23 protein-coding genes and 2 tRNA genes are annotated in these 22400 nt (G+C 46.8%); 15 read left to right on the top strand and 10 right to left on the bottom strand.

Annotated elements, in window-relative coordinates:
- The first annotated feature begins 136 nt into the window (after window positions 1–136).
- From ACI0FR_RS12380 to ACI0FR_RS12370, 3 genes are all read left to right on the top strand, one after another.
- Window positions 137–211 (top strand) — tRNA-Asn (locus ACI0FR_RS12380).
- Between the two features lie 319 nt (window positions 212–530).
- Window positions 531–1193, top strand: coding sequence for a protein-L-isoaspartate O-methyltransferase family protein (locus tag ACI0FR_RS12375; RefSeq protein ID WP_374832922.1), 663 nt, complete (start codon window positions 531–533; stop codon window positions 1191–1193).
- Between the two features lie 139 nt (window positions 1194–1332).
- Window positions 1333–2721: a TolC family outer membrane protein gene (locus ACI0FR_RS12370; RefSeq protein ID WP_374832920.1), complete on the top strand. Its 1389-nt coding sequence runs from the start codon at window positions 1333–1335 to the stop codon at window positions 2719–2721.
- A 171-nt stretch (window positions 2722–2892) separates the two neighbouring features.
- Here the strand turns inward: ACI0FR_RS12370 and ACI0FR_RS12365 are convergent, their stop codons facing one another.
- The 3 genes from ACI0FR_RS12365 to ACI0FR_RS12355 all read right to left on the bottom strand — a co-directional run bounded on the left by ACI0FR_RS12365 (window position 2893) and on the right by ACI0FR_RS12355 (window position 5608).
- The gene (locus ACI0FR_RS12365) at window positions 2893–3741 is read right to left on the bottom strand and encodes a universal stress protein (RefSeq protein ID WP_374832918.1); all 849 of its coding nucleotides are present in this window, start codon (window positions 3739–3741) and stop codon (window positions 2893–2895) included.
- Window positions 3742–3811: 70 nt separating this feature from the next.
- Entirely contained in the window at window positions 3812–4534 is a 723-nt protein-coding gene (locus ACI0FR_RS12360; RefSeq protein WP_404907927.1) for a competence/damage-inducible protein A, read from the bottom strand.
- Window positions 4535–4594: 60 nt separating this feature from the next.
- The gene (locus ACI0FR_RS12355; protein WP_374832916.1) at window positions 4595–5608 is read right to left on the bottom strand and encodes a hypothetical protein; all 1014 of its coding nucleotides are present in this window, start codon (window positions 5606–5608) and stop codon (window positions 4595–4597) included.
- A 294-nt stretch (window positions 5609–5902) separates the two neighbouring features.
- Here ACI0FR_RS12355 and ACI0FR_RS12350 point away from each other — a divergent pair, with 294 nt between their 5' ends.
- The 5 genes from ACI0FR_RS12350 (at window position 5903) to ACI0FR_RS12330 (ending at window position 9399) form a co-directional block, all read left to right on the top strand.
- Window positions 5903–6487 (top strand): nitroreductase family protein, encoded by a 585-nt coding sequence (locus ACI0FR_RS12350; RefSeq protein ID WP_374832914.1) that lies wholly within the window; start codon window positions 5903–5905, stop codon window positions 6485–6487.
- Window positions 6488–6598: 111 nt separating this feature from the next.
- The gene (locus ACI0FR_RS12345; RefSeq protein WP_404907907.1) at window positions 6599–7096 is read left to right on the top strand and encodes a MarR family winged helix-turn-helix transcriptional regulator; all 498 of its coding nucleotides are present in this window, start codon (window positions 6599–6601) and stop codon (window positions 7094–7096) included.
- Window positions 7093–7863, top strand: coding sequence for a DNA alkylation repair protein (locus ACI0FR_RS12340; RefSeq protein WP_404907904.1), 771 nt, complete (start codon window positions 7093–7095; stop codon window positions 7861–7863). Before ACI0FR_RS12345 ends, ACI0FR_RS12340 begins: the two co-directional genes overlap by 4 nt.
- Before the next feature lie 26 nt (window positions 7864–7889).
- Entirely contained in the window at window positions 7890–8231 is a 342-nt protein-coding gene (locus tag ACI0FR_RS12335) for a DUF6616 family protein (RefSeq protein WP_374832908.1), read from the top strand.
- A 112-nt stretch (window positions 8232–8343) separates the two neighbouring features.
- Window positions 8344–9399 (top strand): linear amide C-N hydrolase, encoded by a 1056-nt coding sequence (locus ACI0FR_RS12330; protein WP_374832906.1) that lies wholly within the window; start codon window positions 8344–8346, stop codon window positions 9397–9399.
- Window positions 9400–9516: 117 nt separating this feature from the next.
- On the opposite strand, the gene ACI0FR_RS12325 is transcribed toward ACI0FR_RS12330, so the two are convergent.
- A complete protein-coding gene (locus ACI0FR_RS12325) occupies window positions 9517–9990 on the bottom strand; it encodes a GNAT family N-acetyltransferase (RefSeq protein ID WP_404907900.1) in 474 nt (157 codons plus the stop codon).
- 172 nt (window positions 9991–10162) lie between these two features.
- Window positions 10163–10411 carry a hypothetical protein gene (locus ACI0FR_RS12320; RefSeq protein ID WP_374832902.1) on the bottom strand — a complete coding sequence of 83 codons (249 nt, stop codon included), beginning with the start codon at window positions 10409–10411 and terminating at the stop codon, window positions 10163–10165.
- Window positions 10412–10712: 301 nt separating this feature from the next.
- On the opposite strand from ACI0FR_RS12320, the gene ACI0FR_RS12315 reads away from it, so the two are divergent.
- Window positions 10713–11315, top strand: a complete 603-nt coding sequence (locus tag ACI0FR_RS12315) for a nitroreductase family protein (RefSeq protein ID WP_374832900.1) — start codon at window positions 10713–10715, stop codon at window positions 11313–11315.
- Between the two features lie 326 nt (window positions 11316–11641).
- On the opposite strand, the gene ACI0FR_RS12310 is transcribed toward ACI0FR_RS12315, so the two are convergent.
- The 5 genes from ACI0FR_RS12310 to folE form a co-directional block, all read right to left on the bottom strand.
- Window positions 11642–12916 (bottom strand): Y-family DNA polymerase, encoded by a 1275-nt coding sequence (locus ACI0FR_RS12310; protein WP_404907898.1) that lies wholly within the window; start codon window positions 12914–12916, stop codon window positions 11642–11644.
- An 84-nt stretch (window positions 12917–13000) separates the two neighbouring features.
- Window positions 13001–13252 (bottom strand): hypothetical protein, encoded by a 252-nt coding sequence (locus ACI0FR_RS12305; RefSeq protein WP_374832896.1) that lies wholly within the window; start codon window positions 13250–13252, stop codon window positions 13001–13003.
- 466 nt (window positions 13253–13718) lie between these two features.
- Window positions 13719–13803: transfer RNA gene (locus ACI0FR_RS12300), tRNA-Leu, on the bottom strand.
- Window positions 13804–14152: 349 nt separating this feature from the next.
- Window positions 14153–14569, bottom strand: a complete 417-nt coding sequence (gene hisI / locus ACI0FR_RS12295) for a phosphoribosyl-AMP cyclohydrolase (protein WP_404907896.1) — start codon at window positions 14567–14569, stop codon at window positions 14153–14155.
- 24 nt (window positions 14570–14593) lie between these two features.
- Window positions 14594–15178 carry a GTP cyclohydrolase I FolE gene (folE, locus tag ACI0FR_RS12290; protein ID WP_374832990.1) on the bottom strand — a complete coding sequence of 195 codons (585 nt, stop codon included), beginning with the start codon at window positions 15176–15178 and terminating at the stop codon, window positions 14594–14596.
- Between the two features lie 362 nt (window positions 15179–15540).
- Here folE and ACI0FR_RS12285 point away from each other — a divergent pair, with 362 nt between their 5' ends.
- The 6 genes from ACI0FR_RS12285 to ACI0FR_RS12260 all read left to right on the top strand — a co-directional run bounded on the left by ACI0FR_RS12285 (window position 15541) and on the right by ACI0FR_RS12260 (window position 22150).
- Window positions 15541–15990, top strand: a complete 450-nt coding sequence (locus ACI0FR_RS12285; protein WP_404907895.1) for an iron-sulfur cluster assembly scaffold protein — start codon at window positions 15541–15543, stop codon at window positions 15988–15990.
- On the top strand, window positions 15990–16367 hold the full coding sequence (gene yidD, locus ACI0FR_RS12280) for a membrane protein insertion efficiency factor YidD (RefSeq protein ID WP_374832890.1): 378 nt from the start codon (window positions 15990–15992) through the stop codon (window positions 16365–16367). Before ACI0FR_RS12285 ends, yidD begins: the two co-directional genes overlap by 1 nt.
- Before the next feature lie 160 nt (window positions 16368–16527).
- Window positions 16528–18507, top strand: a complete 1980-nt coding sequence (gene thrS / locus ACI0FR_RS12275; protein ID WP_374832888.1) for a threonine--tRNA ligase — start codon at window positions 16528–16530, stop codon at window positions 18505–18507.
- Window positions 18508–18828: 321 nt separating this feature from the next.
- Window positions 18829–20154, top strand: coding sequence for a proline--tRNA ligase (proS, locus tag ACI0FR_RS12270; RefSeq protein WP_374832886.1), 1326 nt, complete (start codon window positions 18829–18831; stop codon window positions 20152–20154).
- Window positions 20154–21467, top strand: a complete 1314-nt coding sequence (locus ACI0FR_RS12265) for a lipoprotein-releasing ABC transporter permease subunit (RefSeq protein WP_374832884.1) — start codon at window positions 20154–20156, stop codon at window positions 21465–21467. Before proS ends, ACI0FR_RS12265 begins: the two co-directional genes overlap by 1 nt.
- The gene (locus tag ACI0FR_RS12260) at window positions 21467–22150 is read left to right on the top strand and encodes an ABC transporter ATP-binding protein (protein WP_374832882.1); all 684 of its coding nucleotides are present in this window, start codon (window positions 21467–21469) and stop codon (window positions 22148–22150) included. Before ACI0FR_RS12265 ends, ACI0FR_RS12260 begins: the two co-directional genes overlap by 1 nt.
- The last annotated feature ends 250 nt before the right edge of the window (window positions 22151–22400 follow it).

The following is a 22400-nucleotide window of genomic DNA, read 5'->3' as shown; positions in this document are numbered from 1 at the left end:
GTAGCTCAGTGGTAGAGCAACCGGCTGTTAACCGGTTGGTCGCTGGTTCGAATCCGGCCCGGGGAGCCACTCTTCTTGTCAAGAAGAGCAGTTGATTTTCAGTTAAAACGTAAGCATATTGCTTATAGAGCACTGTTCCCCGGTAGCTCAGTGGTAGAGCAACCGGCTGTTAACCGGTTGGTCGCTGGTTCGAATCCGGCCCGGGGAGCCACTCTTCTTCAAAAGCAAATCGTTCTTCAGATTTCATCAACAGATAAAATCTGCATCAGCCACAGTGCATGTTTTTGCATTGATCGTTTCCTGTGTTCTTTTTTGGTCTTTAAGTTACCTTCAACAGAATCAATCTGACTAAGTGCTGTTTCGTCACGCGGTCTATTGATTGACTGGACAGAGTTTTTTTGCGACATCACATGTGAATATCCAATTGCATATCGTTGAGGGGGCTCAGGGCATTGATAATGTCGTATCTCTCTCAATGTGCTTGCTAACCGATACTGCGTGTGAGCAGCGAGTAACTGAAAGGCGAGGCCATGTTGGCTGATTTTCAAAACCTTCGTACCAAAATGGTCGATAACCAGATCCGCACCACTGATGTCACTGATCTGGCGCTTCTGGACGCGTTTCTGACAGTGCCTCGTGAGGCATTTGTTCCGGAAAATCGTAAAGAGCTTGCATATATTGATGAAGACATTCAGCTTAAGGATGATGCTTCTCGTTATCTGATGGAGCCGTCACCTCTTGCAAAACTCATTCAGTTGGCAGAGATTAAGCCAAGTGATCTGGTCTTGGATGTGGGAGCGGGCAGTGGTTATGCGGCTGCAATTCTTTCACAGCTTGCAGGCTCGGTCATTGCGCTGGAAAGTGATTCTGATTTGTCAGATCGGGCGGGCTCGGTTTTGAGCTCTCTTGGTTATGACAATGTTGTGATCGTGTCCGGCGAACTTGGCCTTGGTCATAGTGCGCAAGCACCTTATGATGTCATCCTGATCGAAGGTGCCGCGGATTTTGTGCCGCAAACACTGAAAGACCAGCTTAAGGATGGCGGTAGGCTGGTAACAGTTGAAGGACAAGGAAACCTCGGTATTGCACGGGTTTATACCAAGGAAAATGCTGTTGTTTCTTGTCGTGATGCATTTAATTTGTCGGTAAAACCGCTTCGTGAATTTGCTCGTAAAGCCGAATTTACATTTTGAACCAAAAGATTGAAGCAAATCTGCAACCTTGCTGAGATTGTTTGTTGATCTGTTGTCTTGGGCGCTAGAAATGAAACGGTTTTATGGTTATTGATACGTTACCGAACTAGTTGGTTCGGTAGATATTTGACTTAATGAGATGAGGTTTACGGTGCACAAGGCGCGCAAGAACATTTTGACAGCTGCATTATTAGCCGGTTCCGTATTGATGTCCGGTTCAGCCTGGTCAGATACGCTGACAGGCGCCTTGACAAAGGCATATCATAATAATGCCAAGCTTAACTCTGCTCGCGCCGGATTGCGGGCGACCGACGAAGGTGTCGCTGTTGCTAAATCCGGCTACCGTCCGACAGTTAACGGCTCTTATAATGTCGCTCGCTCGCGTAGCCACAATTCACTGGGCAATACCTACGCAACCGTTGGAAAGGTAGGTGTTGAGCTTAATCAGATGCTCTTTGACGGGTTTCAAACCCAAAACAAAGTAGCGTTTGCTGAATCGATGGTTTTCGCAACCCGTGAGAAGCTTAAAAACGAAGAGATGAACAGTCTCTATGGTGCTGTTACCGTTTATATGGATGTTTATCAGGCTCGTCAGATTGCAGCGCTTTATGAGCGTAATCTGGCCGCGATGAACGAACAGGTTCGTGCCGCGCGTGCCCGTCTTGATGTTGGTGAAGGGACACGTACCGATGTTGCTCAGGCGGAAGCAAGCCGTGCTAATGCTGTTGCATCTTTGAACGCTGCCAAGGCCAATGTGAAGTCTGCAGAAGCAGCATATCGAGAAGTTATTGGTACCGAGCCGGATAAACTTTCTGCTGCATCGCCGGCCGACAAGTTGTTGCCGCGCAATCCTGCCGCCTCACTGGCAATTGCCAATGATACGCATCCGGGCATCCTGGCAACTCAATATGCAGTTGACGCTGCTGGTTATGATGTTAAATCGGCTGAAGGTGCCTTGCTGCCAGGTGTTAATTTGAACGCCGGGGCATCGCGTACTGACACTTATGCAGGTGGTACCAATAGCAGCATTACCGATGGAAACAGTGCTTCTATCGGTTTGGGGGTAACTATTCCGATTTATCAGGGTGGCCGTACGTCTGCATTGGTTCGTCAGAACAAAGAGAAGCTCGGTCAAGCACGTATTGAAGTTGATGTCATCCGCGATCAGGTTCGCCAGGGTATCGGCTCAGCTTGGGCGCAATATGAAGCTGCAAAAGCCAATGTGGTTTCAACACGTACCGGTATTTCTGCTGCACAATTGGCGCTTGAAGGCGTGATTGAAGAGCGGAATGTTGGTCAGCGAACAACGCTTGATGTGTTGAAGGCGCAGAATGATCTGACCGATGTGCAAATTGCGCAGGTTAAGGCACAACATGATCTGGTTGTTGCCAGCTATGCAATTCTTAATGCTTCCGGTCGCATGACTGCTCGTCATCTGAGCCTTCAGGTAGCAGAATATAAGCCAGAGCAGCATTATGAAGCTGTTAAAGATAAATGGATTGGCTTGCGTACACCGGATGGTCGGTAAGTTAAAACATTAAGAAATAAAGTTATTTATTTGAAATTAAATAGCTTTTTAAAATATTTTACAGATAAAAAGCGCATCTCGATTTAGAGATGCGCTTTTTTGTTCGATGCAGTTTTTTAGATAACACCGGAGCAAATGGTGTTCCGGTGTTATTTTGATTGTTCAATTGGTTTAACGAGAGAATAATGTCAGTGCGGGCATATTGCCGAGGACAGATTTTGTCATGCCGCCAAAAACCAGTTCACGCAGCCGTGAATGGCTGTAAGCGCCCATCACCATCATATCCGTATTGGTCGCTTGCAAATATTCTTGCAAGGTTTCCATGGCCGAGCGGCCGGATGATGTCAGTGTTTGTATGCTGATATCAACGCCGTGACGGTTGAGTGCTTTTGCCAGCTCTTGCGCCTGAGGGATAATACCTTGTCCCTGATCATCAAGCGGAGGATCAATCCAGAGCAATTCGACCCTTTCAGCGGTTTTTAATAATGGCAGCGCATCCATTGCAGCGCGCGAGCCTTCTCTTTTGCCATTATAGGCAATGGCAATGCGGTCAAGCGCCTTGATCGGATTAACAGGTTTGAGAGGCACCATAAGGACAGGGCGGCCACTGTCGAACACCAATGTATCAATTGCATCATTGGCGATATCAGGATCATCAAGATCTGTTTGGCCGGTAATAATCAAGTCTGCACCACAGGCAATCTGGGTTGCACCTTGTGCGCCGGTTCCGGTATCGGATTTGATAATCTGGAATTCATAACTATTGGTGCCGTTCTTCATGGCGGCATCAAAGGATTTTTTGATTTTTAGGGCGTTTTCATCGTGATGCTTATCATGCATCTCGAACATGCCCGGATCAATAAATCCGTTAATATCGGCATAAACTGCAGCTGCCGGAATAGAGTAGAGCCCGACAATATGGGCGTCCGGATGTTTGGCAACAACCAACTCAACAGCAGATAAAATTCGCGGTAGTTCAGATTCGCTTCTGATATAGGCGAGTACGGTCTTATAGGACATTCTTCGACCTCCTGATGTACTTATTATATATAAGCACAGATTTCAGATTTTGGTATAAAAATGATAAAAATTATTGCACTTGTTTTGCCAATAAATCGTCAAGCATTGACTGAATTTCTCGCACGGCTGCATCAATAGCGCCTTGCTCATGACCACGCACAACGAGTTGCGTTGAAAAACTACCGTTTTTAAAACTCGGATAAGAGCCGATAATTGTATCCGCGTGATTTTCTTGAATTTGTGAAAGGGGGATGCCGATAACACCTTCACCAAACGGACAATCGACACTTTTCGACAACAGTTTTTTGCCGGTTTGCAATGTCGGGACAACATTATGCAGCATGGTTTCAAATACGGAAGGCACTCCGGCCATCACATAGACATTGCCAATATTAAAACCAGGCGCAGTCGAAACCGGATTGTCGATATGCACAGCGCCTTGCGGCATCCGTGCCATACGTTTTCGGGTTTCGGTAAACTCAAGGCCGCGGCTTTTATAATTTTCCGCCAACATTTGCAGAGCTTTTTCATCATAAATGCATGCAACGCCAAAAGCTTTTGAAATCGCATCGGCGGTAATATCATCGTGGGTAGGACCGATACCACCTGAGGTGAAAACATAATGATATTGCTGCCGCAATTCATTGATGGCGGCAACAATACGCGCTTCATCATCGGGAACGATACGCACTTCGCTCAGATCAATACCGATTTCGGTCATTATTTCAGCTAGATAACCGATATTTTTATCTTTGGTGCGCCCTGATAATAATTCATCACCAATGGCAAGCATGGCAGCTTTGACGGTTTCATCCTGATGCGCAGTTGTCACGGCTATGTCCTGTCTGAAATATCATTCATTATCGATCGTACCATTATTGGCTTCAAATTCGGCGCTGGCAATCACGTCAACTTCGTCATTTTGGCCGGAAACCACTTTGAAGTCACGTTGATAGATCCGGTCTTTATTTTTTGCGATAGCGATATATTCGCCTTCCGACAAAACCATGGAAGCATAGGCACCAACACTTTCACGCACACCATCGCCGGAGGCGTTGAGAACAGACCATGAGGTGTCAGCCAGTGCTTCACCACCTTTTTCACGTACCAGTTTCAGCGTGATATTGGCTGCACGATGCTCAACTGTTGCTTCTGTCAATTTACCGGCTTCAACGCGAATATCCGCGCGAATGACAGCATTTGCAGCGCCATAATTGGAAACCACATGATAGGTGCCGGCATTTAAACGTGTAATTACATCCGGTTTTACATCAGGCAGGATCAGCGACCTGTCGTTGGAGGTGTCATCATCACCATAAATGGAAAAACGCAAGAGATCGGCAATCGGTTTTTTGCCTTCAGGCAAAACGGCATTCAGTTTAAGGCCGCCGGCTTCAAGCACCATGGTTTCATGGCGTGCTTCATTCTGCATGGTAATGCGTTTTGTGGCGCCCGCACGTCCGTAAGCAACATGAACCAGATAGCTGGCTTTAGGTAGTGTAAATGTTACTGTTCCGCCTTTTGCTGTTGCAATCAGCGGCAACTGGCCATCATCGCCAGCATCAGGTGAAAAAACCCGCCAAATCAATCCGTTGGTAATATCTGGCGACTCATCGGTTAATTTCGCCTTTAAAACGAGCTCGGGATATTCTTTCTCCGGTTCGCTCATCGTGGAAAAAGGCAGCGGCTTCAGGTCTGTACTTGGCGGCAGAATATGTGACAAATCCGGCAGCTTCGGCTGGATGTTTAATTCTTGGGCCATCAGGGGCGCTGTGCCGGCAGTTACGGCCATTAACGCAGCACAAAGGCTTGCACCAAGGCGCACCGAAAAATTAGCAAAAGAAAAACGGAACAGTTGATATGACATATCTATTTTTGAAACCAGTCTGACGGCCTTTTCAAGGCCTGAATTGTCTTTTTCTGATTTATTTTATTTGTTGATGACAAAACTCATAAAATGGTCGGAAAAAACGAAGCTTCTGCTTGTTTTAAAATACCGAAGCCTTAAAAAAGAATTCTATCATTTTGGTGTAAAATGAAACTTATCTCTGTCAAATGAATGGCAAGCGACAAACCATTCGTTTTATTCGCCATCAGAATGGAAAAGCGGCTGCTTTCGCAGTTGCCAGCCGTTGAATGAACTGTTGAATGAGGTCTGTAAATGCAAGAGCCGGTTATTGAATTTCTTTCCAAGCGTCACTCGACGCCCATTTCTGCGCTTTCTGCACCCGGGCCTGATGAAGATCAGCTGCAGTTGATTTTAAAACTTGCTGCGCGTGTGCCGGATCACGGACGTTTGACGCCATGGCGCTTCATTATCTATCGGGGCGATGCACGCCAAAAAGTGGGCCAATTATTGGCAGAGCGCGCGGAAGCGCTTGAAGGCCCGTTAACAGATGGCCGTAAAGAGCAGGAGCTGAAACGGTTTGATCGCGCACCTTTGGTTGTTGGTGTTGTGTCTTCACCGGTTGAACATCCGCGTATTCCGGAATGGGAAATGTTCTTGTCTGCCGGAGCTGCGGCAATGAATTTATGCCACGCAGCCAATGCGCTGGGATTTGGTACCAATTGGATCACCAATTGGTACTCTCGTGATGAAGAGGGGCTTAAAATTCTAGGTCTTGCTCCAAATGAGCGTGTCGCAGGTTTTATTCATATCGGTACATCGCAGGTCGATGTCCCTGAACGTCCGCGGGCAGATATGACAGCCAAGGTGAGTGAATATCAAGGGCCGTGGAGCGAGTAAGTTCAGCGTTTTTTAAGTGTTTGAATGGGATCAAATCCGGTGTTTTATAAACTTCCGGATTTGTTCTTTTTTTATTTGATTTTAGTTAGGCGCCATATTATATGTCGGCTTATGAAAAATTTAGAACAAAAACATCTGGCGCTTATTGAAGAGACAGAGCGGCGCGGCCAAATGCAGACCGATAATCTGTATGCTTGTTTTGAGTTGTTGGCATTGGCTGGTGCGATCGACAAAGATTGCGCAGCGCGTCTTGCGCCATATCGTCTTTCTGAGGGGAAATTTGTGCTGCTGTTTTTGCTAAACGGACAGCTCAATGGTTTGTCGCCATTTGAATTGGCAGAGCGGGCAGGTGTCACGCGCGCAACAATTACGGGGCTTCTTGATGGCTTGGAGCGCGATCAATTCATCAAACGGTGCCCCAGCCCGGATGACAGGCGCAAAATCACGATCATGCTGACAGAGCAGGGCGGCCAAATAGCGCACGAACTTTTTAACGAACACACACGATGGATTTCAGCTTTGTTTGCCGGCTTTTCTCATGAAGAGCGAAAAACATTAGATGGTTTCTTACAGCGTATTCGTAAAAATTTAGATGGTGATTCATCATGAGCGAAACAAAAAATAAATCGTGCGGCGTAAAAGATATCACGCCGCAACGTTTGTATGCTTTGAACCATGGTGTCGAAACCACAAATCTGACCGAATGTCTGGCAGTGGATTTTAGAGAACTGGTTCAGCATGTCTTACCTGATCTCAGCGAAAAAAAACTTGCGGAGATAAAAGCACAGGCAGATGCAGGTATCTCCAGGCGAATGCGTTTGATGGCGACTTTCATTTTAGCCGAATATGGCACTGTGTTTATCGAAAAACTTTCAAAGCACCCTTCTGATACGGTTCGTGGATGGGTATGCTTTATGATCGGACAGCAAACGGATTTAACGCTGCCGCAACGTTTGGACGCGATTAAACCACTGGCTGATGATCGCCATTTTGGGGTGCGTGAATGGTCGTGGATGGCTGTTCGTGATGACTTGGCTAAAGACATCGTACAAGCGGTCAACTTATTACAGCCTTGGACACAAAATAGCAGCGAATATATTCGTCGTTTCGCAACTGAATCTCTGCGCCCGCGTGGAGTATGGTGCGCCCATATCGGCATTTTAAAACAAAATCCACAAATAGTTATGCCTTTACTGGAGGCGCTCAAAGCTGATCCTTCTCCTTATGTGCAGGATTCGGTTGCAAACTGGCTTAATGATGCATCGAAAGATCGTGCTGATTGGGTTCAGGACTTATGTTTGCGGTGGATGGAAAATTTGCCCTCAAAGGCAACCCAACGCATTTGTAAACGTGCAATGCGCTCGATTCGAAACTGAGTATTTAAATTTCAAAGGAAAAAATAATGGCGCATTATCTTGCTGAGCTCTACAGCCCCAAACAAGCATGGCTGAATTTATCATCTGAGGAACGCTTGTATTTTTTAAATCAGGTTGGCGCAGCGATGCCAGCTTTGGCGGCTCTCGGTGTGGAAGCGATTTCTTTGGGCACTATTGATCAAACCAAACTTTCTTCAAGCAAAAATAGTTTTTATGCAATATGGCGCTGCAACGATAATGTGGCACTCGATGCATTGGTTAATGGTATTGCCCAGTCCGGTTGGCATACTTATTTTGACACCATTAATGCGGGTGGCGAAGGCGGTGATTTTAATGATCATTTGCAACAATTGATCGCACTCAATTGACGATAAAATATTTAAAACATGATAGTGATCATTATTTTCAAATAATATAAAGTTGTTATTGTTTATACTGCAATTTAACTGAAACCAGTCCTTCAATGAATAGGTGGTTACTATGTATCGCTATACCAAATTTGCAGCTGCTTTAACGGCAATTGCGGCTCTAATGACCGCTGAAGTGCAGGCTTGCACACGCGTGGTTTATCACGGTGAAGCAGGGCGCGTATTGACCGGCCGCAGTATGGATTTTAAAGACCCCATGATCAGCAATTTCTGGGTTTTCCCGAAAGGTATGGAGCGTGGGGGGCAGGCTGGTGAACGTTCGGTTAAATGGACATCCAAATATGGAAGCCTTGCTGTTTCCGGCTATGATATTTCAACCGTAGACGGCATGAATGAAGCAGGTCTTAATGCCAGCCTTCTCTGGTTGAATGCATCACAATATCCCGCTGATGACAAAAAAACACCGCGTATGTCGCTGGCAATTTGGGCTCAGTTTTATCTGGATCAATTTGCAAGTGTTAAAGAAGCCATTGATTATACCCGTCAAAACCCGATTCAGGTCGTTAGTGGTGAAGTTCCGGGGCGCCCCGGCAGTCTGGCACCTCTACATCTGACACTTTCCGATTCGAGCGGCGATAGTGCCATTCTGGAATGGATCGATGGTAAATTGAATATCCACCATGACCGGGCATATCAGGCGGTCACCAATGATCCTGCATATGATTTCCAGCTTGCCAACAAAGAATATTGGTCAAAGATTAATTCTTTGAACTTTTTGCCGGGGAGCGGCCGCTCTGAAGACCGCTTTGTTCGTGCCGGATTTTATGTGAATGCCGTCACACAAACAGATGATCCGCGTATTGCTTCAGCCGCGGTTTTCAGTGTGGTGCGCAATGCGTCTGTGCCTTATGGCGTCAGCCTTCCGGATGCACCCAATCTTTCAACAACGCGCTGGCGCATTGTGGCAGATCAAAAATCGCTGCAATTTCAAGCAGAATCAGCCACAGCCCCCAATGTATTTTGGGTGGATTTGAAAAAGCTGGATTTTTCGGAAGGTGCAAAAGTCCGCAAACTTGATCTAGGGGTGGACATGGGGCGTATTATGGTTGGTGAAGTATCCGATAAATTCGTTGATGCCGAACCATTCGTTTTTGAACAAGCGGAATAAACTGCCAAATAAACTAACGGAATGTCAAAAAAGGCGGGAAAATAAAGGGGCGGTTGTTATAGTGACCGCTTCCAGATTTCCCGCCTTTTTTGCATATTATGTAAGCTGAAAATTCAATCAGCTCAAATTAAACTGTTTTTGCATGATGGAATAAGTCCCCCCCTTTTCATCAAAGGTTTCAATTATATTCCAACCGGCTTTTGAATAAAGTCCGACGGATCCGTCGGTATAGAGCGATAAACGTTCGATGGCTGCTTTTGCGGCCTCTGCTTCAAGATGTGCAATCAACTGTAAAGCATGACCTTGGCCTCGATATTGCGGGACAATGTAAAGTCCTGCCAGCCAAGGATTAAGTTCAGGTCTGTTTTCCAAATCATCAAGGCAAAGTGTAATCATACCAATGGCCTGTTCATCCTTTAACAGAACCCAGACGGTTGGTAAAATATTCGCTTCGGTTGTACATGCGACATCTATCGCGACAACATCTTGAAGAGAAACATCCGTATCACTGAAGAAAGCCTCCCATCGCCATGCGCCGGTGATTTGTGCCAGCTCGGGCCTTTCCTTAGTCGTAACGATGCTAATCACCATGCAAAGCTTGCCTTTTTCTAAATGATTACTTGCAGATAGCCTAAACTAGAGCGTGTCGCACTTAATCATATCCACTGTGCTCGCTCTAGCGTTTTGTTTTTACGCATGTCTTTATCCCAAAACCGGTGCCCACTTTTGGGAGGCCTGCTCCAGGCAGAATCCTGTGAGAAGTTTAATCATCCTGTTCAGCCGGTACTTCGCCAAAAGAGGCGAGTAACCGCGGCTCCATCATGTCACCGGTTTCTTCATCAATCGTAACGGCATAGGCTACAACACCTGCAAAACGCTCTGCCATTGCAGCAGCAATTCTTTCAGCACTGACAGCAGATTGCGCTGGCCGCATTTCAGCGGCAACAAGTTTTTGTTTGTTTTTGCGATATGGAATGATGATGTATTTTTCAGAAGCTGTTTCAGTTGTCATTGATTGAGACCTTATTGACCGTTCTTTATTTGTTCTTTGATGCAGAAAAGTCAATTGAATTTTGATTGGAACCGGTTAACGGCACAAACTTCATACGCTAGAGGCAGCTATACAGACACGAAGCTCGGTTTGATTCGTGCAAGCCTTAATGATTGTATTCATGTGATTAACACACCGTTCGGTTCTTCAATCTAGTCAATTCACAATTAGTCACTTATGTACAGTGCAAGATTTTAAGCCCGGTCGAAATTGAGGTCAGGCGGTCAATAAAATATAGATGAAATGTAAAGGTACCGATCTTATGACAACCAGCACTACAATTGAGCTGATCAGCAAAAGACGCACGCAATATGCCTTGGGTAAAAACCTGCCGATCTCTCAAGATGAAGTTATAAATTTGGCTCAAAAAGCAATCAAATTGGCTCCATCATCCTTTAATTCACAAACATCACGTGCTGTTATTTTGTTTGGGGAGCAGAGTGAAAAACTCTGGTCGATTACCAAAGAAACATTGCGTAAACTTGTACCTGCTGATGCTTTTGCGACAACTGAAGCCAAAATGAACAGTTTTGCAGCTGGTGCAGGTACTATTTTATTTTATGAAGATCAGGATGCCGTTAAGAAGCTTCAGGAAAGCTTTCCGCTTTATGCCGATAATTTCCCGATCTTTTCACAGCACTCTGCAGGTATGGCTCAATTTGCTGTTTGGACAGCTCTTGCCGAAGCTGGAATCGGTGCCAGTCTTCAGCATTATAACCCACTGATCGATAATGAAGTGGCAAAAACTTGGGATATTCCATCCTCATGGAAACTAATCGCCCAAATGCCTTTTGGTTCCAATGAAGCACCATTTGCGGAAAAAACATTTATTGATGATTCTGCCCGTTTCAAGGTGTTTGGATAATATATAAAAGAGTTTAGCTTTCATAATATAATGAAAGAAGGCTGATGCTAATAATCAATGAAAAATTTGTTGGTAAACAATTGTCGGCTATTCTAATTTTTCAGATCATTTGCAGATAAAATATTTAAAGCCTCGCTTTATGCGGGGCTTTATTATTTTTTCCAAGTTTAAATTTGTAGGCGTCTATATTATGGGATTTTTATCCATCTTGTATTTAAGTTTTTTAGCGTTGTTTTGTTTTTTAATAATCCAAAGGGATAGGTCATTTCCCTGATGAAAAAGAGTAGAGGTCATTGTGGCTTAATCCATAAAGACGCGTCATTTGATCACCAAAAATCTTCAGGCGATGGGATGCGCACATAGCTTATCTTGCCGCCAACATGGCCGCCTGCCGGTGGTTTCCATTCGCCCATACTAACCATGGTTTTGGAATAGCGATTGTTTAAGCTATCGATGGCTGTGCTGGCTTTCTCCCATTTCTGGCGCATCATATCGTCATTGTTCAACATATCCATCTGACGTGCATCGGCAGAGCTTAGATCGTAAAGCGTCACGCTGACACGCAAAATGGTGAGGCCGCGTGGAAAATCACGGTGCACCATGTCCCATAGTTCTCGTAAGGCAGACAGGATGGCTTGATCGTCATTGACGGTCGGAATTTTGATATTGCGAAACCATCCGTCATCACGGATGGATAGCCAAAGCGATAAGCCATTGGCATAATAGTTCTCGCGCCTTAACCGTCTGGCAGCTTTGGTGAGCAGTAGCCTTGAAATCTCATAGGCACCGTTGATGCTTCTGGCTTCAGGCGGCAGCACACGACCGTGGCCGAACATGCCGCGTTTTTGCGGCTGTGTCTGAATGTCGTAACCGTGCAGAGCATACCAAAGGCGCTCGCCGGTGACATTGTTCCAGATTTTTCGCATGTGTTTCGGCTGAAGGTTATAAAGTGCCTCAGTCGTATAGATATTATGGCGGTATAATCTTTGTGCCATGTTGCGACCGACTGCCGGAATGTCTTCCAGTTGCACCTCAAAAAGTGGGGCAGGCATCAGGTGAGGGTGCCAGACGGCTAAGCCGTTGCCAGAGTTACCTGCTCGTTTGGTTGCCTCCTTGCCAGCCTTGCATGCCATCTTGGCCAAGTGCCTGTTAGCTCCAAATCCTATTGAGCAGGTGATGTATGGGCCGATTGTTTCTGCAAGATGTGTCTTGATTGCTTGCGCTAGAGCTTCAGGATTTTGACGACCATTTTCATCCAGCACACAAGTCAGCTCATCAATGCTTTTGGCTGCATCAATGGGAATAATAGTTTCTATCTCGCAGAGCAGGGCATTATGCGCGCGGCGGTACAGATCAGGCTTTTGTGGCACCAGAATCAGATCGGGGCAAATTTGCATGGCGTCTTTGATTTTCATAACGTTCTTCACGCCGCGCGCTTTGGCTTCCTTTGAGCATGCAATCACGGCTGTCCGGTCTGTGCCAGCAAAAGGCACAACTCCGATGGGCTTGCCACGCAGACGTTTGTCGCATTGTTGCTCAACGCTGGCAAAGAAGCCGTCAAAGTCCAGATATAGCCGTTCAATCGTTTCCGGCTTACGCATAACTTTTTCCTAAACTAAGGCGAGTTACATCAATCTCACGCAACAAAATGCGCAAGTTCATGTCTACAAAATGTGAATTGGTTGTTAGTCTTCTTGTTGTGCTGGAACTTCGCCATAAGAGGCGAGCAGGCGTGGGTTATTCATATCGCCTGTTTCTGTGTCTACCGTGACTGCATAAGCAACAACGCCGGCAAAGCGTTCTGCCATGAGCCCAGCAATCCTTGTCGCACTCTCTGCGGTTTGTGTTGGTCTCATTTCTGCGGCGACTAAGTTACGGCGATTTTTACGATAGGGGATTACAATGAACTTTTCGGCTGTTTGGACATTGCTGCTCATGACTCGTACTCCTTTTGTTCTAAGGTGAACGAAATAGGAATATTTGTCAATATCTAGGCATATGTTCCTTGTGGTAGGGTGTGGAAAACACGAAATACACTAATGTTTTCATTGTCTGTGATGTTTCAAAAACAATATGGCGAGCGGTCTGGCGCGCCCAAGCCACCAAAAGCTTGACGTACTGGACACTCGGTTAAAGAGGGGGAAGGAATCAGGAAGTGGTTTAAACGCGGAGTGGTGCGATGATGCTTATATCAATCGTAGCCGTTTCAATTGGAGGCGCGTTTGCGACATTTGGCCGGTAGCGTTTGCCGGTTATTGCAGGGTGAAAGGGTGATGGCTTAATTTAAGTTCCATAATAAAATCAATGGAGGTTTTTGGCGGTATGGTGAGGAATTGTAAAAATATAACTTTAAACTAACGAATTGAATTTGTTAATTAAATCTCAATCCTCGTAAGGAGAGAATGGTGCGGTCGAGAAGACTCGAACTTCCACGGGTTGCCCCACAGCGACCTCAACGCTGCGCGTCTACCAATTCCGCCACGACCGCACTGTGTGGTAGAAACCGAACTGCTTCGGTGAAGGCGATTTAGCAAATCACTTATGACTGCACAAGCCCTATAATAAAATTATCATAATTATTTTCGTAAAACATTGCTGCAATTACGTTTTTCATGATTCAATGCAGCAAAAAGCCAGTATTTCCGGCCTTCTGATCCGATCTGGCATGTGCGAGAAAAGAAACAGATTTTCCACAATAGTTGTTTTGTAAGTTGTGGAGATAATTGCGGGACACTGTCAGGTTGATTTTTCGCTGAATTGGATTCATGCGCCCGAATCTCGTTGAGGTACTTACATAGAAAAAAGACCTCACCGGTGGGGTGAGGTCTTTAAAAAAATTACTCTGATTTGATTGTTAAACGGGTTTCGCCATCAACGAGACTGACTTGCCTGTAAAAACACGAGTGTCTTTCCGTGTGGCAGGTAGGGCCATTGCCCGCTACCTCCACATGAAGACAGAGTGCGTCTTGATCGCAATCAGTGCTAAGCGAAACAACCGTTTGTAAATTTCCGGATGTTTCGCCCTTTTTCCATAATTGCTGGCGCGAGCGCGACCAGTAATGGGCAATACCTGTTTCCAGTGTCAGCCTGAGTGCTTGCGCGTTCATATGAGCGACCATCAAAATAGCGTTGTCACGCGCATCGCAGACAACTGCGGTGATCAGGCCGTTACTGTCAAAACGGGGAGCGAAAATGGAACCTTCTTCAATTTCGTGTTTTGTGCATTCGCTCTGGGACAAAAATTCAACGCTCATGCGGTTCTCTTCAAACTTTTGTAATCAAGATGCGCGGATCAGGCTCATAAAGCGAACCTGTTCGTTGACATTATCGCGGAACTCACCGGTGAAGGTGGTGGTGATGGTGCTGGAGCCTTGCTTGCGGATGCCGCGCATGGCCATGCACATATGTTCTGCTTCCAATAAAACAGCGACGCCACGTGGCTTTAAAATCGTCTGGATTGTGTTAGCGATTTGGGCGGTGATATTTTCCTGTGTTTGCAGGCGGCGGGCAAAGACTTCGACCGTGCGGGCAATTTTGGAAAGGCCGACAACTTCGCCATCCGGCAGATAGGCCACATGTGCCTTGCCGATGATCGGCACCATATGATGCTCGCAGTGAGAGTGGAAACTAATGTCTTTCACCAATACCAGATCATCATAGCCGCCGACTTCCTCGAAAGTGGTGCCGAGAATGTCTTCCGGATTTTCTCCATAACCGGCAAAAAGTTCTTTATAGGATTTGGCGACGCGCTTTGGCGTTTCCAGCAGGCCTTCACGATCGGGATTTTCGCCAGCCCAGAGCAATAAGGTACGTACTGCTGCTTCGGCTTCTTGTTGTGACGGGCGCTTTACAGCTGCCATCATGTCACTATTTACAGCGGCTTCAATCTTGTTGTCGCATGGATGATCCATTTTAGTATCTCCCGTAGTCTCCTTCGCGGAGGAGACGAGTTGAACGGCAATACATATTAAACCTGATAGATTGCAGGTGTGTATTGGAAGGATTTTTGTCTCTTTTAAATAAAAGAGTATTTGTTTGGTCTGGCTATCGCAAGCTTAACAGCTATTAGCTGAAATACTTAAAGATTGCACGACAATTATCGCTATGCTGGCTTAAACTATGGCGCAAGCTTTATCAGATGATTATATAGTATGGAAACAGCATCAAAAAAAGGGCATGTTTATTATCATGTGTGCCTTATCGGATTTGCGAGACAGATTGAGCCATGATTGACGATCTCTATAATCAGCGGATTTTGGAGTTTGCCGGTAGTATTTCCAAGACCGAGCGCCTGGAACACCCGCAGGCAAGCGCCAAGGCGCATTCCAGATTATGCGGATCGACCATCATCGTAGATATGGACGTGATTGATGGAATTGTCAGTAATTATGGGCAAGATGTAAAAGCCTGCGCTTTAGGGCAGGCAACGGCTTCGGTTATGGCGCGCACAATCATTGGTGCGACACCGGAAGAGCTGAAAACTTTACGTGAGTGCATGTATGAAATGCTGAAAAATAACGGTGATGCGCCGAAGGGACGTTTTGGCGATTTTAAATATTTTGCGCCTGTGCGTGATTATCGGGCGCGCCATGCGTCAACATTATTGGTGTTTGACGCGGTGGTGGATTGCCTGACACAAATTGAGCAGGGCGAACATGTGGGGCAGGCTGGCTGATGTGCGGCTGCGGTCATGATCATGCGCCCAAAGCCAAGGCAGAGCGTAAGCCCTATATGGGGCGCAATTTCAATGGTGCATGGAGAAAAACGCCGGGGCGGTTGTTTGGCACCGGTTTCGTCCGGCTTTATCAACTGACATTATCGGGCTTTATCGGCAATTCCTGCCGCCATTTGCCGACATGCTCGGAATATACCTATGAAGCCATTGCGCGGTATGGTTTGTGGAGCGGCGGCTGGATGGGGCTTTTTCGCGTAATGCGTTGCGGACCTTTTGGTACTGATGGTTTTGATCCGGTGCCGCAGGCAATTCCGGAGAGTTATCGCTGGTATAAGCCGTGGCGCTATTGGCTTATCGCCCGCAAAACCAAAGCTTGATGCAGCTTGAAAGCTTTACCTTGGCTGCAAAAACATTTATGAGCTTGTGCAGACTGTAAACTTTAGAATTTTCTTGAAAAATCTAGTTTGCAATCAAAATAATCAATTCAATGAAGACAACCACCCGCAATCGTTGGCGGGACTGGATAAGGACAAAATTATGTCGAATGTTGTTTCGTTAAAATTCCCTGATGGCTCGTCACGTGAATATGACAGTGCCATGACCGGCGCGGAGCTGGCAGAATCAATCTCCAAATCACTGGCGAAAAAAGCTGTGGCCTATGTCATGGATGGCACCATCCGTGATCTGAGCGATCCGCTCGGCGCTTCTGGTGATGTGGAAATTCTGACCCGCGAAGACCCGCGCGCGCTTGAGCTTATTCGGCATGATTGTGCTCATATCCTCGCAGAAGCTGTGCAGGAACTGTTTCCCGGTACACAGGTTACCATCGGCCCTGTGATCGAAAACGGCTTTTATTACGATTTTGCGCGTAACGAACCTTTCACACCGGATGATCTGCCGGTGATTGAAAAGAAAATGCGCGAGATTATCGGTCGCAATAAAGCCTTCAGCAAGGAAGTCTGGTCGCGCGATAAAGCCAAGCAAGTTTTTGCCGACAAAGGCGAGAGCTATAAGGTTGAGCTGATTGACGCTATTCCGGAAGATCAGAACCTGAATATTTATTATCAGGGTGATTGGTTTGATCTTTGCCGTGGTCCTCATATGGCATCTACCGGTCAGGTGGGTAATGCTTTCAAGCTGATGAAAGTCGCTGGTGCTTATTGGCGTGGTGACAGCAATAATCCGATGCTGACGCGTATTTACGGTACAGCCTTTGCCAGCGACAAAGACCTTCAAGCCTATCTGACAATGCTTGAAGAGGCTGAAAAGCGCGACCATCGCCGTCTGGGACGTGAAATGGATTTGTTCCATTTTCAGGAAGAGGGGCCGGGCGTTGTGTTCTGGCATGCTAAAGGCTGGCGCATGTTCCAGACACTCGTCAGTTATATGCGTCGTCGTCTGGACAATCACGGCTATCAGGAAGTTAATGCACCGCAGGTGCTTGATAAATCCCTTTGGGAAACATCAGGTCACTGGGGCTGGTATCGCGACAATATGTTCAAGGTAACTGTTGCCGGTGATGACACTGATGATGACCGCGTCTTTGCGTTGAAGCCAATGAATTGCCCGGGTCACGTGATGATTTTCAAACATGGTTTGAAATCCTATCGCGATCTGCCAATTCGTTTGGCTGAGTTTGGTAATGTGCATCGTTATGAACCATCAGGCGCTCTGCATGGCTTGATGCGTGTTCGCGGCTTTACGCAAGATGACGCGCATGTGTTCTGTACTGATGAACAGTTGGCGGCAGAATGCCTTCGTATCAATGACCTGATCTTGTCTGTCTATAAAGACTTTGGCTTTGAAGGCATAACGATCAAATTGTCGACGCGTCCTGAAAAGCGTGTCGGCTCGGATGAGCTTTGGGATCGCGCCGAAGGTGTGATGATGGAAGTTCTGGAGACAATTAAAGAACAGTCTCCGGAAATTAAAACGTCGATCTTCGAAGGCGAGGGCGCGTTCTACGGTCCGAAATTCGAATATACGCTGCGTGATGCGATTGGTCGTGAATGGCAATGCGGAACAACACAGGTCGACTTCAATTTGCCGGAACGTTTCGGTGCTTTCTATATCGGTAATGATTCCGAGAAGAAGCAGCCGGTGATGATTCACCGCGCGATTTGCGGCTCAATGGAGCGTTTCCTTGGTATCTTGATCGAAAATTTTGCCGGTCATATGCCTTTGTGGTTCGCGCCAATTCAGGTGGTTGTGGCAACGATTACATCCGATGCAGATGATTATGCGCGCGATGTGGCTGCAACGCTGAAAGCTGCCGGTTTGCAGGTCACGACCGATCTTCGCAATGAGAAGATCAATTATAAGGTTCGTGAACATTCACTGCAGAAAGTGCCGGTTATTCTGGTTTGCGGTAATCGTGAAGCGGAAGAGCGCACCGTCAATATCCGCCGTCTTGGTTCACGTGACCAGTCGTCCATGAGCCTTGATGAAGCTGTTGCATCACTGGTTAAAGAGGCAACACCACCTGATTTGGTGCGTTTGAAAAACGAAAACGTCTGATTAAGGCGTTTGGCTTTAAATAATTGATATGCAATCACGGCATTGGTCAGACTTTGAAAGTCTGGTTGGTGCCGTGTTTTTTTGTTGTGGCTGCAAAACAAGCGGCTACAAAAAATGTTACGCAACTATTTGGTCGGGCTTTACTCTTTGCCATGATTTGGTGCCGAATTGACTTTAAAGCTTTTTCAAAGTGCAACAATGGTAACAAAGCTTACTCTTCGGGTTCCCATTATCTGCAGATGTGGCTATGAAATTAAGAGCTTTATATAGTTTTTTGCCTGATTCTTTGCCGAACGGGCTATTCTCTGATTGGTGGTTTTAATGCGTCTTTCGCAGTTCTTTTTGCCCATTCTTAAGGAAACACCTAAAGAGGCGGAAATCGTCTCGCACCGTTTGATGCTGCGCGCTGGTATGATCCGTCAGCAGTCTGCCGGTATCTATGCCTGGTTGCCTCTGGGTTTGAAAGTCCTTAACAAAGTTAATGCGATTATCCGCGAAGAGCAGAACCGCGCCGGCGGTAATGAAATTTTGATGCCGACCATTCAGTCTGCTGATCTTTGGCGTGAAAGTGGTCGCTATGACGCTTACGGCAAGGAAATGCTGCGCATTAAGGACCGCTCTGAACGGGAAATGCTCTTTGGCCCGACCAATGAAGAAATGGTCACCGACATTTTCCGCTCTTATGTGCGTTCATATAAAGATTTACCGCTTAATCTTTATCACATTCAGTGGAAGTTCCGCGACGAGGTGCGCCCGCGTTTTGGTGTAATGCGCTCACGCGAATTCCTGATGAAGGATGCTTATTCTTTCGATATCGACTACGAAGGCGCAAAAGCGGCTTATTATCGTATGTTTGTATCCTATTTGCGCACATTCTCCCGCATTGGTGTGCAGGTTGTGCCGATGCGCGCTGACACCGGCCCTATCGGCGGTGATCTTAGCCATGAATTTATTATTCTGGCTGAAACCGGCGAAAGTCAGGTTTTCTGTGATCGCGCCTATCTTGATCTGGAAGTGCCGGGCGCCGACATCAACTTCTTTGATGATGCAGCAATGGCAGCCATTGTTGATAAGTGGACGACACCATATGCGGCCACCGAAGAAATGCATGACGAAGCTGATTGGGCAAAAGTGGAAGCTGGCAAACAGGTAGCTGCACGCGGTATCGAAGTTGGCCATATCTTCCATTTCGGCACCAAGTATTCCGAGCCAATGGGCGCTAAGGTTCAAGGCCCTGATGGTAAAGAACATCTGGTTTCGATGGGTTCTTATGGTATCGGCCCGTCACGTGTTGTCGCTGCGACCATTGAAGCCTCGCATGATGATGATGGTATCATCTGGCCAAAAGCTATCGCTCCGTTTGATGTTGGTATTGTCAACATGAAGCCGGGTGACGAGGCTTGTGATGCCGCTTCTTCCAAGATTTACGAAGCATTGATCAATGCCGGTCTTGATCCGTTGCTGGATGACCGCGACGAGCGTGCAGGCGTGAAATTTGCAACCATGGATTTGATTGGCTTGCCGTATCAGGTGATTGCAGGCCCGCGCAGTGTTGCCAATGGTGAAGTTGAAATTAAAACCCGTGCAACCGGCGAAAGACAGACCCTTTCTGTTGAAGCAGCGATTAATTTCCTGGCAGGCCGATAATGACAAAAACGGCGGCAGCTTCTGCCAAACGCGTCGAGAAAAAAGCATCCAGTTTGGATTCGAAACCGTTTTCGGTGTTTGAACGCATGATCGCTTGGCGCTATTTGCGAGCGCGCCGCCGCGAGACTTTCATCTCGGTGATTGCCGGTTTTTCTTTCACCGGCATCATGCTGGGGGTGGCGACCCTCATTATCGTTATGGCGGTCATGAATGGTTTTCGAAGCGAATTGATGACCCGTATTCTCGGTATCAATGGTCATTTGATCATGCAGCCAATAGATCAGCCACTGGAAGATTATGCTGATCTGATCAAGCGTGTGGATGATATCAAAGGGGTTACCTTTGCCATTCCTGTAGTGGAAGGGCAGGCACTGGTGCAGGGCAATATTGGTGCCGGAACCGGTGCTTTGGTGCGCGGTCTTCGTGAAGAAGATATTGATAAGCTGGAACTGGTTGCTGAAAATATCCGTCAGGGTACTTTGCAAGGCTTTGATGACGGTGGCAGTGTGGCTATCGGTACGCGTATGGCGCAAAATCTGGGGCTGACCATTGGCGACAGTCTCAAGGTGATATCACCTGACGGGGATGTGACACCTTTTGGTGTGAACCCGCGCGTGAAATCTTATGATATAGCTGCGATTTTTGAAATCGGCATGTCGGAATATGATGCCTCGATTGTCTTGATGCCCTTGAATGAAGCACAGCTTTTCTTCAATCAGGAAGGTCGTGTACAATCCTTGGAAATCTTTATCGATAATCCGGATAAAGTTGACGAATTAAAAGGGCCGGTGGAAGAAGTGGCAGCAAGACAGCTGCTGTTGACCGATTGGCGACAGCGCAACCAGACCTTCTTTTCAGCCCTTCAGGTTGAACGCAATGTGATGTTCATGATTCTGACACTGATCGTATTGGTGGCAGCCTTGAATATTATTTCCGGCCTCATCATGCTGGTGAAGGATAAAGGGCGCGATATTGCAATTTTACGCACTATGGGTGCTACCCGCGGTTCCGTGATGCGCATTTTCCTGATGACCGGCGCTGCTATCGGCTTTACCGGCACATTGGCTGGTGTGATTCTCGGTGTGGTTGTTACATTGAATGTGGAATCGATCCGCCAGTTTTTCTCATGGATCTCCGGCACCACATTGTTCAGCCCGGAGCTTTACTTCTTGAGCCAGCTTCCGGCCAAGATGGATTTGGGCGAAACGCTCACGGTTATTATCATGGCACTGGTATTGTCTTTCATCGCAACCATTTTTCCGGCATGGCGCGCAGCCAAGCTCGATCCTGTTGAAGCTCTGAGGTACGAATAATGGCTGCGGAACCGATTTTACGCCTTTCCGGTGTCAGTCGTGCCTATAAAGAAATTGACCGTGAACTGGTTATTTTGAAAGATGCTGAATTTAGTCTGAAACGCGGGGAGATGGTGGCACTCGTTGCGCCATCGGGTGCAGGTAAATCCACACTTTTACACACGGCAGGCTTGCTGGAACGTCCCGATCATGGTGATGTGTTTCTCAATGGCCGCTCCTGCAGCGAATTGGGCGAGGGTGAGCGTACGGCCATTCGCCGTAATGACATTGGCTTTGTTTATCAATTCCATCATTTGCTGCCGGAATTTTCAGCACTTGAAAATGTGATGATGCCGCAATTGATCCGTGGTTTGCCAAAGGCAGCAGCAGAAAGTCGTGCGCAACAGCTTCTGGATTATATGAAAGTCGGTAAACGTGCATCGCATCGTCCGGCTGAATTGTCGGGTGGTGAACAGCAGCGTGTGGCGATTGCCCGCGCCGTTGCCAATGCGCCGCTTGTTTTGCTGGCAGATGAGCCAACCGGCAATCTTGATCCGCATACATCATCTTATGTGTTTGAGGCGCTGGAAGCATTGGTGCGTCAGTCAGGTTTGTCTGCATTGATTGCCACACATAACCATGAACTGGCACGCCGGATGGATCGCCGTGTGACCTTGCAGGATGGCAAAGTCATCGACGTTTAAGCCATTATTTTACTTATATTTTTGGCAAACTGAAGAGGGCTTTTAAGCCCTCTTTTTTTTATGCCTGTCATGGTTTGCAGCTATAAAACGCTCTTTTCCCACCATAATGCTTTCAGAGAAAATTTCATAAATCATAAACTATGAGTAGAACATACATGGTACAAAGTGCTTGACTTTGGAACAATAATGGAACAAATTAAAAACATAAGAGAACAAACAATGGAGTTTCCCGATGACGGATCTTATTCAG

Source organism: Paenochrobactrum sp. BZR 201-1, from assembly GCF_044987585.2.
Classification (GTDB): Bacteria; Pseudomonadota; Alphaproteobacteria; order Rhizobiales; family Rhizobiaceae; genus Paenochrobactrum; species Paenochrobactrum pullorum.
This window is presented reverse-complemented; position numbering and strand designations above follow the sequence as displayed.